We start from the raw sequence: 12,335 nt of genomic DNA on the forward strand, positions 1-12,335 counted from the left end.
CTCGCGGAGACGATGACCGCAACCGTCGGGCCCTGGTGGACGAGTGCAGCCGGATGACGCCGGAAGCGCAGGCCGACCTCCTGGCCCATTTCACCGTGGAGGCCGCCCGCTGGGAGGCTGCATGCAGAGGGATCGCCCCATGAGCGCCACCAGCCGCACCAAGGGCCAGACCGGCGAGCGAGAGATCGCAGCCATCGTGCGCGACCTCACGGGCTGGGACGTGCGCCGCAGGGTGCGACAGCACGAAGGCGACAGTGACTTGGAGGGCATCCCCGGCTGGTCCGTCGAGGTGAAGCGCCACAGGCAGGCCCAGCGCTCCGACATCGCCCACTGGTGGGCCCAGACCGTGGCCCAGGCCCAGCGAGCCGGCGCACTGCCGGTGCTGTTCTTCCGCGTGGACCGGGACCAGTGGAGGGCCGTCTGGCCGGTCGCTGTGACGCTGGCCATCCAGCAGGCCGAAATGTGGGCCGCCTATGAGTGGACCGCCGAGGGCTCGCCGGCTGCGTGGGCGGCAGTAGCGAGAGACGCTCTGACAGTGCGCGGATTCGAACCCCATGAGCTGTTAGCAGAGGTTGAGGATCAGACCCTATGAATACCCTGAAAAATCCTGACATTCCCAACGATCTGCAAGCGGAACTTCGTGCGGAGTACCGGGAGACGATGAAGGCGTGGCGCCAAGCCCAACACAACATGATGGAGAGTGGACTCTCGCTCGCGGACGGCGCACGCCTGCTGCCATCGGTCGATTGGTCGTGCTTCATGGTCCTTCGGTGCGGCGCAAAGACCAAGGCCACCAAGGCCGCCAACGAGGCCAACACGCCCCAGGCCCGTCGCTCGCGCATGGTCGATGTGCTGGCCGCCACCGACCCGATGAAGGCCGAGCAGTTCCGCGCGCAGGGTCTGCAAACGGATGCGGCCGAGGTGCAGCTCACCCGGGCCCAGGAGGCGGCCAAGCGCGACCAGGCGCTGCGCGAGATGGGTGGGCTGATCCTCAAGGGCGGCTGGGCCTCGGTGCCCGAGGTCTACAACCGCTACCAGGACGGCAACACCGCGACCGTGAAGCCCGACGGCAAGGGTGGCGCCGTGGTGACGCAGATCGGTCCTGACGGCAAGCCGGTGGGCGAGCACAGGTTCGGCAGCTTGCTGGAGTTCTTCGAGCAGGCGGCTGGCCGGCGCGAGGAGGTAGCGCGACAGCAGTCCAATGCGGACCGGGACTACCAACTTCGTCTGAACGCCGACCGGCGAGCGGCTTCCGCCGAGGCTCGCGCGGTTGCCCGTCAGGCCGCGGAGGACAAGCTGCCTCCGGCCGTGCGCGCCCAGTACGAGAGCGTGCGCGAGCAGATCAAGGCCATCAACGCCGCGATGACGAAATCGCAGGCCGATGGCATGTGGGACCCCAAGTCGCCCGGTGCCAAGGCCATCCTGAAGAACCTTGATGCACTACATACAAGCGCAAATCGATTGCTGACACCCTACCTTCCGGCTGCTGTGCGGGAGGCCAGTGGGGACGACCAAAACGGAAGCGAGAACGGAGGCGGCTCTACAGGGACACAGCGACCCGCCGCGGCTTCTACCACTGAGACTCCGAAGTGCCCCGTGCTTCGCGCGCGCATGCAGGAGGTCGCCCGCGACCCGCTGGAGATGGCCAGCGACCGCGATCTCCAGCGCATCGCCAACATCCAGGGGCAGGCCAATCAGGAACGAGCCGCCGCGATCCTCGCGGCCCGGCATGCCCAGCGCGCCAAGCAGCGCGCAGAGGACGAGGCCGCAGTTCGCAGCGGCTATGGCATGTCCCCTGAGCACGCAAGCCCATGAACATCCGGCCGAACGCCCCTTCAAGAAGTTCATCCCACCCCAATTGGGCCGTAGGCCTGCACGCGATCAATCGAGGCGAGATTCCACGAGGAAATCCGGTTTGGATCTTCGGTGCCTGCGAACGCGGCCTCCAGGACATCATTGCTCTCGACGTGCAGGTGCTGGACAATGCCTTACCCACCTCACGGATCGTCAGCTATGACCCAGCAACTGCCGCTTTCATTCGACGCGACACCGGTGCCAGACTCGGGCTGGGACAACTTGCTCCCCTTCTTCGAAAGTCCATGCAGGCCGCCCGTGGAGTAGACCAGGGCCGTGGACGAGCATCTGCGGCAGGGTGGCGAACGGTTGCGCGAGGCGCTGTCTGGCGTGCCCTTCTGGGCGAAGCGAGCCGCGCAGGCGAGAGCGGCGGGCGGGGAGGCCGGGGAGAAGGAGTTCTGGGAAGCCTTGTCCGCCACCATGCCCAACTTATACAGCCCGATGCCAAAGATCGCATCTTCGACTCCCGCGCCCAAGGAGGTGTGAGCGAGTCGGCCTGGCAACGCCTCGCTGTGCAACAAGTGGGGTAGGGGCACGAATGAGTCCCTGCGAATGGCTGCGCGCTGCGTTGGCAAATGGCCCGCTTGACTCTCGGGAGATCAAACAGCTCGCTGAAGACCAAGGGATCACTCCCAAGAGCCTGCGCATCGCCAGAGAGTATCTGGGCGTTCGTGTGAGCCGGTCAGGGTGTCGTGCCGCGATGCGGTCGACATGGGCTCTGGAGGCCGCGGATGCCCCTCTGGGGCCAAGGCGCTGTCCGGCCGTTCCGCGCGCGCGCGAGGAGGCTTCTCAAGCGACCTCGCAGGCGATCAGATCGGCGACGGCCGAGGTGCTGACATTCGAGCCCGGCCGCCCGCCCAAGAGCGTGGACATCGACTCGCTCAACGAGCCCTCGCTGCGCAACTATGCGGCGGCCATTGGTGTGCCGAGGCGCGACGTGGAAAACCTGACTGAGGATCGGCTGCGCCAGAACTGCAAGCTGCACCTGGCGAACTGGTTCGAGATGCTAGAAGCAACTGATCATCAGTGACAAATGTGGTGCGCGATGCGCTCATCCATCGAGTCGCTCAACGCTTTTCTCGCCTTCTCCTTGCCGTGAACGCCCTCTGCCTTGAGTGAGCCATCTGCAAAAAAAGCTTTCCACGCGACCGGGTGGAGGATCCTATTCGGGCAGTCAACCAGGAAGTAGATCGCCATTCGGTGCGCGCCGAGGCTACGAGGGGAGGGCCTTGCCATTGGAACGAAAACGACCCAGCCGCTCGCCGCTTTCGTCCCCTTCCCTCGAATCGTCGAGGTGTCGAGCTGGTAGGTACCCTCTTGCGTTTCGCCGAGGCCAAACAGCGACGACGTTCTCTCCCTCGCGATCTTGCACGCTGCGTCCAGCATGGCCGCACCAGCACTACCAGGAACGACACGCTCCATTGTCACTTCGCCCGAGGAGCTTCCCACATGCTGCGCGAAGGATGGGCCCGCGTACATGACGACTTTGACCATCCCACTGCGCAGGGCTTCGCATTCGATTCGGTAGAGGGTAGCCACCGATTGATATGTCCGCCCGTCCTTGAGGGTCATAGGCTTGGGCAGAGACGACCGGAACCAGGCCTCAACTGCGTGATCTTCCGTCTTGATGACGGACGTGCGATCAATCTCGAGGGTTGCGCCCTTCGCGCCACCGATGCGCTCCCAGCGAAGCTGCCCAAGCACAGACGTTACACAGAGCGCTGCGAGGATCAGGATCCAGCTTCTTCTCATGACATCCCCTCGACCAAGCTCGAAGCCTGCCACTCGCCAACCAGAGCTGCATCCCCCAAGAAGGGGGGCTATGGGGCACCGCTTCGCGCGGTGCACCCAGCGAGCATGCAATCCGATCCACTGCCCGCGTTCAGTGCACCCCTGATGCCGGTGTTTCTCCATCAACCGCATCCTCCACCTCGCGCAGCAGATCGTCGGCGGCCCATAGGGCGTTGACGATCACGTCTTCCATGACGGCCTGTCGCCCGCCATCGGGCGCCTCGTCGCCGGGGGGCCACCAGGCAGTCTTCGCCAGGACGGTGAGGATCGCACGAGCTTCGACCGCGCAGCTCACTGCCTGGTGGCCGATCCGCCGAACTGCCTCGGGGTGCTCGAAGTCCCCCAGCAGCCTGATACACGCCTGGATAGTTGCAATCACATCCTCCTCGGACGCCATGTCGCGCGGCTTGTACTCGCCGCTGAAGTTGCGAAGGAGGAAGAAGAGCAGGCCCCGGCACTGGTATACCCTGGTGGTGGCCAACTCGTCCTCGTGGGTGCGTCCTCCAGTCAGGGTCCCGCGACGAGTTGGCGCAGCTTCTTGGCCGGCGGTTGCACTGGTGCTCGACTGGTCAGCCATGGTGCACGATCCTTTCAGTGTTTGTGCATGGTGGTCAGGGGCTGGACGGCACTGCAATTGCCTTCCAGCCCCGCTTGCTATGCCGCCTTGAAGGGCAGCACCTTCGCGCCCTGCCTCAGGGCGTCGAGATGGTCGGCGTACCACTGCATCATCTTGCGACGCTGCGGCAGGTACGTGGCGAAGTTGTAGGCGGCGCTCACCTCGTCGCGCTCCATGTGCGCGAGCTGCAACTCGATGTGCGCGTGGTCGAAGCCGGCCTCATGGAGGATGGTCGATGCCACCCCCCGGAAGCCGTGGCCGGTCATGCGGCCGGCGTAGCCCATGCGCTTGAGCGCGGCCAGGATGGTGTTGTTGCTCATGGGCTTCTCGTGGTCGCGCTCGCCCGGAAAGAGCAGCGGGCTGCGGTTGCGCAGCTCGTGCAGGCTGCGCACCACGTCCAGGGCCTGGGCCGACAGCGGCACCACATGGGGGGTGCGCATCTTCATGCGCTCGGCCGGGATGCGCCACTCGGCCGCCTCCACGTCGAACTCATCCCAGCGGGCGCCGATGAGTTCGCCCGTTCGCACGAAGGTCAGCGCCATGAGCTTGAGCGCCAGGCGCGTCCAGGGCGAGCCCTGGTAGGCCTCGATCTTGCGCAGCAGCTCGGGCAGTTCCTTCGTTTCCAGGCGGGCGTAGTGGTCCTTCTTCCGAGGTTTCAGGGCATCACCGGGCTTCACGTCAGCCGCCGGGTTGCGCTCGATCACACCGTGGGCCACCGCATAGCGGAAGACCTGGCCGCAGGTCTGCAGGCTGCGCTTGGCGATGTCCAGGGCGCCGCGGGCCTCGATGCGCTTGGCCATGGCCAGAAGCTGGGGGGGCTGTGATCTCGCCGATGGGTTTGGCACCCAGCACCGGGAAGACATCCGCCTCGAGCCGGCGCAGTACGTAGTCGGCGTGGCGGGGCGACTTCGGCCCTTTCCAGTGTTCGAACCACTGCCGGGACACGGCCTCGAAGGTCGTGCCCAGGGCCAGCCGGCGCGCGAGCTTGGCGTCCTTCTTCTCCTGTACCGGGTCTGTGCCGGCCTTCAGCAGGTCGCGCGCCTCATCCCTCGCCCGGCGGGCCTGGGCCAGCGTCACGGCGGGATAGGTGCCCAGTGCCAGGCGCTTCTCCTTGCCGGCGAACCTGTACTTCCAGCGCCAGTGCTTGGCGCCACTGGGTTGGACTTCGAGATAAAGGCCGCCGCTGTCGGTGTAGCGCTCGCGCGCCTTGCCGTCGGGGCACTTGGCGTTCTTGCAGGCGGTGTCAGTCAGAGCCATGGTGGGGGACTTTCTGCGGCCCCCCCGGGGGAATCGGGGGCTCCGTTCCCCCACAATGTCCCCCTTTTGCTGCTGGCTGTCAAACTTCAACGGCGGTCAAACACGCACAAAAAAGCCCCGGCTGGCGGGGCTCTGTAGAGGGTCTGGCGGTCTGTCGCGGTCCTTGCCGCTTTTATGGTTGGCGGAGACGGAGGGATTCGAACCCTCGATGCAGGTTTTGCCCGCATACTCCCTTAGCAGGGGAGCACCTTCGGCCTCTCGGTCACGTCTCCAACCGGAATTTGGCGAAGGGCTGCATTCTAACCGCGAATACGGGCCCCGCGCACAGTTTCTTGATGATTCAAGCCGAATCCTGATCGAGATCGAAGGCCTTGTGCAGAGCGCGCACGGCCAACTCCATGTACTTTTCGTCGATCACCACGCTGGTTTTGATCTCGCTGGTGGTGATCATCTGGATGTTGATGCCCTCTTCGGCCAGCACCCGGAACATGCGGCTGGCCACCCCGGCATGCGAACGCATCCCAATGCCCACGATGGACACCTTGCAGATCTTCGTGTCACCAACGACCTCGCTGGCACCCAAGTGCGGCACGACCTTCTCCTTGAGAAGGTCGATGGTCTTGGCGTAGTCATTCCGGTGCACCGTGAACGAGAAGTCCGTCTTGCCGTCATGCGAGACGTTTTGGAGGATCACATCGACATCGATGTTGGCGTCGGCCACGGCACCGAGGATCTGGTAGGCAATGCCCGGCTTGTCGGGCACGCCCATCACGGTGATCTTGGCTTCGTCGCGGTTGAAGGCAATGCCCGACACAACGGCTTTTTCCATGTTCTCGTCTTCCTCAAAGGTGATCAGCGTGCCCGACTTGGCCTCTTCGTCCAGCGGAATGTCCCATGGTGTGAAGCTCGACAAGACCCGCAGCGGAACGCGGTATTTGCCGGCGAATTCCACCGAGCGGATCTGCAACACCTTGGACCCCAAGCTGGCCATCTCCAGCATTTCTTCGAAGCTGATGGTGTGCAGCCGGCGCGCCTCCGGCACGATGCGTGGGTCGGTGGTGTACACCCCATCCACATCGGTATAGATCAGGCATTCAGCCGCCTTCATGGCCGCGGCAATGGCCACTGCCGACGTGTCCGACCCGCCACGCCCCAGCGTGGTGATATGGCCTTGGGCATCGACGCCTTGAAAGCCGGTGATGATCACCACCTTGCCGGCTTGGAGGTCGGCGCGGACCCGTGTGTCATCGATGCTCTCGATGCGAGCTTTCGTGTATGCCGAATCCGTGCGCACTGGCACTTGCCAGCCGGTGTAGCTGATCGCATCGATACCCTCGGCCTGCAAGGCAATGGCCAGCAAGCCCACCGAGACCTGCTCGCCGGTGGAGGCGATCATGTCCAGTTCGCGGGCATAGGCTGTGGTGTGAGCCGCCGGGGCCAACTCCTTGGCCAAGGCCAGCAAACGGTTGGTTTCGCCGCTCATGGCCGAAGGCACGACCACCATCTGGTGTCCTGCCCGGTGCCATTTGGCGACGCGCTTGGCAACGTTACGAATGCGCTCGATCGAGCCCATCGACGTGCCGCCGTACTTGTGAACGATGAGTGCCATGGGAAGTGCTGCGCGGAAGGAGTGATTGGCTGGCTTTTGCGCCGCGGTCGCAAACCTGCGATTGTAGCCGCACGATCTGCGGGTTTTCCTTCACTGACACCGCTGATCGCCGCATGACGAGCCAACGGCGACATACCGTCAGCGACCCGGCTCCCAACGCAAGCGCCATTGGCGGCGCCCCGCATCCGCCCATGCACGTGCATCCATGCCCAGGCCCGGCACGAAGAGGAGCTGCCCGAGCGTGTCATACACCAGCGGTCCTTCGCGGGCCCACGCGGGCACCCCGGCCGACTGAAACTGTTTTTTGAGAGCACGCGGCGGCCGTCCTGGCCCAGCTTGGAACTGCTCGCCGCCCCCACGAGCACGCAGCTCGATGCGGCGCAGGCGACTCCATGGAACGCCGCCTTGTTGCACCGCCTCCACATGCAGCACGCCGCCCCACCCTGGCAGCGCCACCGATCCGGCGCCGCGCAGGCTCAGGCAAGCTTCGCGGGCGGGCAACGGCCCAGACGTCTGCGCCTGCGCAGCAGGCACCGGCACCCAGCGCAGCATCCCGCGGTACAAGCGCAACTCCCCCCCGGCCCAGGGCCAGCGGGCCATCGGTTGGACGGCCCCCTCGGTCCACACACGCTCGAGCAGATGCGTCGAGGGCCGCAAGCCGCTGACCTGCCGAATCCAGACCCGCAAGGCATTGCGTGCCCTTGCGGGCGCAAGCCGCAGGCAGGCGCGAAAGTCCAGCCCTTGCTCGCCTTGCAGCTCGGACAGGTCCAGCGCGGCCAACTCGTCGAGGCAAGCGGAGGCTTCCTGGGCCCATGCTGCCGCATCGGCCAGGGCCGCCTCGGCTTGAGGAAACGCTGCCAGCAAAGCCGGCCAAACGCGAGCCCGCAACCGGTTTCTCGCATAACGCTCATCGGCATTGCTGTCATCGTCGACATAGCGCAGCCGCAAGCGGCGCACATAGGCTTCGATGTCGCGACGCGGGCGCCCCAACCAGGGGCGCACCCACAGCACGCCGTCTCGACACACCGCCGCAGGCATGCCTGCCAAGCCTGCCACCCCCGCACCACGCAGGGCTTGCAGCATGAAGGTTTCGGCCTGGTCGGTACGATGGTGACCGAGCAATACCACCGAGGCGCCATGCGCCAACGCCATGCGGCGCAAGGCCTCGTAACGGGCGCGGCGCGCCACCGCCTCCACACTCTGGCCTGGCGCGGGCCGCAGCCCCAGGTGTTCCCAGGCCAAACTCACCGGCCAGCCGCGACGCTGCCAGGCTTCGCATTGCCGGCGACAGTGCGCCAGCCACTCGTCGGCCCGCGGATGCAAGCCATGGTGCACATGCAGGGCGACCACTTGCCACCCCTCGGACTTGGCCACCTGCAGCGTGGCAAACAAAAGGGCCGTGGAATCACGGCCCCCGCTGTAGGCGACCGCCACCACCTCTGGCGCGGCAGCCCCGGTCTTCATCCATGCGCTTTGGTATCGGCGAAGCGGCCGTAGCTCTGCAGCCGCTCATAGCGGCGGTTGAGCAGCTCTTTGGGCTTAAGGTCACTGACCTGCCGCAACGCATCGTTGAGGGCGCGCTTGAGGTAGGCGGCCATTTGCTTCGGGTCGCGATGGGCGCCGCCCACCGGTTCATTGACGATCTTGTCCACCAGGCCCAAGGCCTTCAGACGGTGCGCCGTGATGCCCAAAGCCTCGGCCGCCTCGGCGGCGCGGTCGGCCGTCTTCCAGAGGATCGAGGCACAGCCTTCGGGGGAGATGACCGAATACACCGAGTACTGCAGCATCAGCACCTGGTCGCCCACCGCGATCGCCAAGGCCCCGCCCGAGCCGCCTTCGCCAATGATGGTGGCGATGATCGGCACTTCGAGCTGGGCCATCTCGAAAATATTGCGGCCGATGGCCTCGGACTGGCCCCGCTCCTCGGCGCCGATGCCCGGATAGGCTCCCGGGGTATCGACGAAGGTAAAGACCGGCAGGCCGAACTTTTCGGCCAGTTTCATCAAGCGCAGGGCCTTCCGATACCCCTCCGGACGCGACATTCCGAAGTTGCGCAGCGCCCGCTCCTTCGTATCACGGCCTTTTTGGTGACCAATGACCATGCAAGGCTGGCCATTGAAACGTGCCAACCCGCCCACGATGGACTGATCGTCGGCGAAGTGCCGGTCGCCATGCAACTCTTGAAACTCGGTGAAGATCTCCCCCACGTAATCCAGCGTATACGGACGCTGGGGGTGGCGGGCGATTTGCGTGACCTGCCAAGGCGTCAGGTGTGAATAGATGTCTTTCGTGAGCTGCAGGCTCTTCTTGCTCAGGCGGTCGATCTCTTCGGAGATGTCCACCGCCGACTCGCTTTGCACATAGCGCAGCTCATCGATCTTGGATTCGAGCTCGGCAATGGGCTGCTCGAACTCGAGGAAATATCGTTTGCTCATCCCGGTGTTCCCGACGTTGGATGCAGCGCCCCGCGATGGTCTTCGATGTGCGCGGGGCGAACGAAGCCTAGTACTCCACGGGTAAGGGGTCCAGGCTGCGCCAAATGTACCATGTCGCCACCGAGCGGAACGGAGCCCACGCGTCCCCGATTTCCCGAGCTTCGGCACGCGAGACCGGTTCGCCGCTGAAGTAGTTCAGACTGATGCCCTTGAGCAAGCCCACATCGTCATAAGGCATGACGTTGGGCCGCATCAAATGGAAGATCAGGAACATTTCGGCGGTCCAGCGCCCTATGCCGCGAATGGCCACCAGTTCTTCGATGATGGCCTCGTCGTCCATGTCGGCCCACTGGCGCACATGCACCGTGCCACGCTCGAAATGGGTGGCCAGATCGCGCAAGTATTCCACCTTACGGGCCGACAAGCCCGCCGCGCGCAATTGCTCGACCGGCAGCGCCAGCACGGCCGAAGGTGCGATCCGGGTGGAAGGGCCCGGAACGAGCGCAGCAAAACGCTCCCAAACGGCCTGCGCGGCCTTGACCGAGATTTGCTGGCCCACGATCGACCGCGCCAGCGTGGTAAACGCATCTCCGCGACTTTGCAGCCGCGCCTCGCCGAATCGAGGGATGAGCTTGCGCATCACCCGGTCGCGCCGGCTCAGGTACTTGCAGGCATCGTCCCAGTAATCCGGGGTCACCACACGAACCATGGCGTTCAGGCCTTCACCCAGGTGGTGCCTTGGGGAGTGTCTTGCAGCACGATGCCGCGGGCGGCCAAGGCATCACGGATGCGGTCGGCTTCGGCGAAATTGCGAGCCTTCTTGGCCGCAGCACGAGCTGCGATCTGGGCCTGGATGTCAGCCTCGTCCAGCTCGGCTCCGTGTTGCAGGTAGGCTCTGGGCACCCCCTGCAACAGCCCGAGCGTGCCGCCCAGGGCTTTGAGCAGCCCGGCCACCTGAGCCGATGCGGTGCGATTGGTTTCTGCGGCCAGGTCGAACAGCACCGCCACGGCTTCGGGCGTGTTGAAGTCATCGTTCATGGCCGCGCGAAACCGTGCGGCATGCGGCTCATGCCAATCGATGTGCACGTCGGCCGGGGCCACTTTGTCCAACGCCGTGTACAGGCGGCGTAACGCGTGACGGGCGTCTTCGAGGTGGGCGTCGCTGAAGTTGAACGGGCTGCGGTAATGGGTGCGCAGCATGAAAAACCGCACGGTTTCGCCGTCGAAGCGCTTGAGCACGTCGCGAATGGTGAAGAAATTGCCCAACGATTTGGACATCTTCTCGTTGTCAACGTTGAGAAAGCCGTTGTGCATCCAAACGTTGACGAAAGGCTTGCCCGAGGCCCCTTCGCTTTGGGCGATTTCGTTTTCATGGTGGGGAAACTGCAGATCCATCCCCCCGCCGTGAATGTCGAAGTGTTCGCCCAGCAAGGCACAGCTCATCGCCGAGCATTCGATGTGCCAGCCCGGACGCCCGCGACCGAACGGGGCGTCCCATTTCGCCTCTTCGGGTTCGCTGTCCTTGGCCGCCTTCCACAGCACGAAATCCAGCGGATCTTCCTTGCCGTCGGACACGGCCACGCGCTCGCCAGCGCGCAATTGATCGAGCGACTTGCCCGAAAGCTTGCCGTACCCGGGAAACCGCCGCACCGCGTAGTTCACATCGCCATTCGCGGACCGATAGGCCAGACCTTTGGCCTCCAGGCGGCCGATCAAATCGATCATCTCGCGCACGTACTCGGTGGCGCGGGGCTCGTGCGTGGGCGGCTCGATGCCCAACTGAGCGATGTCCTCATGCATGGCGGCGGTCATCTCGCGGGTCAATTCCCCGATCGTGATGCCGCGCTCCACCGCCCGCTTGATGATCTTGTCGTCGATGTCGGTGATGTTGCGCACATAGGTGACGCGATAGCCCAGCACTTTGAGCCAGCGCTGCACCACGTCGAAAGCCATCATCATGCGCGCATGGCCCACGTGGCAGTAGTCGTAGATGGTCATGCCGCACACATACATGCGCACATGACCCGGTTCGATGGGGACAAAGGGCTCCTGCCGGCGCGTCAGCGTGTTGTAAATGGAAAGCGTCATGGGTGCCGTCAATTCAGGTCGTGCCCGCCCGTAAGACTACTGGAGAGCTGGCGCGGTCACGATAGAATCGAACGAGTATATCCCCGCCACTGCTGTTGGTTGCCCATCGCATGCCCCTGCCCGTCTGCGCAGCTTCTTTTCGCCGCTTGCGGCTTGCGGCCATCATCGTGTCGGGCCTTTGGGTCGCCGTGAGCTGGGGGCAAGCGACCGACCCCGATGCGATCCGCCGCCTCCTGCGTGAAGGCCGCACGGCTGACGCCTTGGTCGGCGTCGAGCAGGCGCTGCAAGCCCGTCCGCAGGACCTGCAGCTGCGCTTCCTCCGCGCGGTGGTGCTGACCGAACAAAACAAGCTCGACGAGGCCGCCGCGCAATACCTGCGGCTGATCGAGGACCGCCCAGATGTGCCCGAGCTCTACAACAATCTCGCCGTGATCTACTCGCGGCAAGAACAATACGAAAAGGCCCGACAGGCGTTGGAGATGGCCGTGCGTCTGCAGCCACGCTTTGCGCAGGCTCATGAAAATCTGGGCGACGTCTATGCCAAGCTGGCAGGACAGGCATATGCCCGGGCGCTCGAACAGCAACCGGGGCACCCCGGCTTGTCGGTCAAACTGACCCTGGTGCGAGAGCTCTTCACCCCGGGGCGGTTGCCCCCCCGTTGAGTACGGGGTTGCGCCGGCCGGCC

14 protein-coding genes and 1 tRNA gene are annotated in these 12,335 nt (G+C 64.7%); 5 read left to right on the forward strand and 10 right to left on the reverse strand.

Features of this window, described 5'->3' with window-relative positions; genetic code table 11:
- The first annotated feature begins 139 nt into the window (after nucleotides 1–139).
- The 4 genes from CTA01S_RS11615 to CTA01S_RS16630 all read left to right on the forward strand — a co-directional run bounded on the left by CTA01S_RS11615 (nucleotide 140) and on the right by CTA01S_RS16630 (nucleotide 2,884).
- Nucleotides 140–592, forward strand: coding sequence for a putative PDDEXK endonuclease (locus CTA01S_RS11615; protein ID WP_062195743.1), 453 nt, complete (start codon nucleotides 140–142; stop codon nucleotides 590–592).
- Nucleotides 589–1,815 carry a hypothetical protein gene (locus CTA01S_RS11620; protein WP_062195745.1) on the forward strand — a complete coding sequence of 409 codons (1,227 nt, stop codon included), beginning with the start codon at nucleotides 589–591 and terminating at the stop codon, nucleotides 1,813–1,815. Before CTA01S_RS11615 ends, CTA01S_RS11620 begins: the two co-directional genes overlap by 4 nt.
- A gap of 315 nt (nucleotides 1,816–2,130) precedes the next feature.
- Nucleotides 2,131–2,340 carry a hypothetical protein gene (locus tag CTA01S_RS11625; RefSeq protein WP_062195748.1) on the forward strand — a complete coding sequence of 70 codons (210 nt, stop codon included), beginning with the start codon at nucleotides 2,131–2,133 and terminating at the stop codon, nucleotides 2,338–2,340.
- 52 nt (nucleotides 2,341–2,392) lie between these two features.
- Nucleotides 2,393–2,884, forward strand: a complete 492-nt coding sequence (locus tag CTA01S_RS16630; protein WP_157451356.1) for a hypothetical protein — start codon at nucleotides 2,393–2,395, stop codon at nucleotides 2,882–2,884.
- On the opposite strand, the gene CTA01S_RS11635 is transcribed toward CTA01S_RS16630, so the two are convergent.
- The 10 genes from CTA01S_RS11635 to cysS form a co-directional block, all read right to left on the reverse strand.
- Nucleotides 2,878–3,606: a surface-adhesin E family protein gene (locus tag CTA01S_RS11635; RefSeq protein WP_062195751.1), complete on the reverse strand. Its 729-nt coding sequence runs from the start codon at nucleotides 3,604–3,606 to the stop codon at nucleotides 2,878–2,880. The two genes, CTA01S_RS16630 and CTA01S_RS11635, sit on opposite strands and share 7 nt — an antisense overlap.
- Before the next feature lie 130 nt (nucleotides 3,607–3,736).
- Nucleotides 3,737–4,222 (reverse strand): hypothetical protein, encoded by a 486-nt coding sequence (locus CTA01S_RS11640; RefSeq protein ID WP_062195753.1) that lies wholly within the window; start codon nucleotides 4,220–4,222, stop codon nucleotides 3,737–3,739.
- A 77-nt stretch (nucleotides 4,223–4,299) separates the two neighbouring features.
- Complete coding sequence (locus CTA01S_RS17025) at nucleotides 4,300–5,049, reverse strand: tyrosine-type recombinase/integrase (protein ID WP_371326098.1); 750 nt, start codon at nucleotides 5,047–5,049, stop codon at nucleotides 4,300–4,302.
- Nucleotides 4,940–5,518, reverse strand: a complete 579-nt coding sequence (locus tag CTA01S_RS17030) for a tyrosine-type recombinase/integrase (RefSeq protein ID WP_371326095.1) — start codon at nucleotides 5,516–5,518, stop codon at nucleotides 4,940–4,942. Before CTA01S_RS17030 ends, CTA01S_RS17025 begins: the two co-directional genes overlap by 110 nt.
- A gap of 179 nt (nucleotides 5,519–5,697) precedes the next feature.
- Nucleotides 5,698–5,790: transfer RNA gene (locus CTA01S_RS11650), tRNA-Ser, on the reverse strand.
- A gap of 68 nt (nucleotides 5,791–5,858) precedes the next feature.
- Nucleotides 5,859–7,127 carry an aspartate kinase gene (locus tag CTA01S_RS11655; RefSeq protein WP_019559402.1) on the reverse strand — a complete coding sequence of 423 codons (1,269 nt, stop codon included), beginning with the start codon at nucleotides 7,125–7,127 and terminating at the stop codon, nucleotides 5,859–5,861.
- A 138-nt stretch (nucleotides 7,128–7,265) separates the two neighbouring features.
- Complete coding sequence (tilS, locus tag CTA01S_RS11660; RefSeq protein ID WP_062195756.1) at nucleotides 7,266–8,591, reverse strand: tRNA lysidine(34) synthetase TilS; 1,326 nt, start codon at nucleotides 8,589–8,591, stop codon at nucleotides 7,266–7,268.
- The gene (locus CTA01S_RS11665; protein WP_019559400.1) at nucleotides 8,588–9,562 is read right to left on the reverse strand and encodes an acetyl-CoA carboxylase carboxyltransferase subunit alpha; all 975 of its coding nucleotides are present in this window, start codon (nucleotides 9,560–9,562) and stop codon (nucleotides 8,588–8,590) included. The genes tilS and CTA01S_RS11665 overlap by 4 nt, the downstream gene beginning before the upstream one ends.
- A gap of 67 nt (nucleotides 9,563–9,629) precedes the next feature.
- Nucleotides 9,630–10,271: a DNA-3-methyladenine glycosylase family protein gene (locus CTA01S_RS11670; RefSeq protein WP_062195758.1), complete on the reverse strand. Its 642-nt coding sequence runs from the start codon at nucleotides 10,269–10,271 to the stop codon at nucleotides 9,630–9,632.
- 5 nt (nucleotides 10,272–10,276) lie between these two features.
- Nucleotides 10,277–11,650 carry a cysteine--tRNA ligase gene (cysS, locus tag CTA01S_RS11675; protein WP_019559398.1) on the reverse strand — a complete coding sequence of 458 codons (1,374 nt, stop codon included), beginning with the start codon at nucleotides 11,648–11,650 and terminating at the stop codon, nucleotides 10,277–10,279.
- 110 nt (nucleotides 11,651–11,760) lie between these two features.
- On the opposite strand from cysS, the gene CTA01S_RS11680 reads away from it, so the two are divergent.
- On the forward strand, nucleotides 11,761–12,312 hold the full coding sequence (locus tag CTA01S_RS11680; RefSeq protein ID WP_062195829.1) for a tetratricopeptide repeat protein: 552 nt from the start codon (nucleotides 11,761–11,763) through the stop codon (nucleotides 12,310–12,312).
- The last annotated feature ends 23 nt before the right edge of the window (nucleotides 12,313–12,335 follow it).

This window comes from Caldimonas taiwanensis NBRC 104434 (assembly GCF_001592165.1).
Taxonomy (GTDB): Bacteria; Pseudomonadota; Gammaproteobacteria; order Burkholderiales; family Burkholderiaceae_C; genus Caldimonas; species Caldimonas manganoxidans.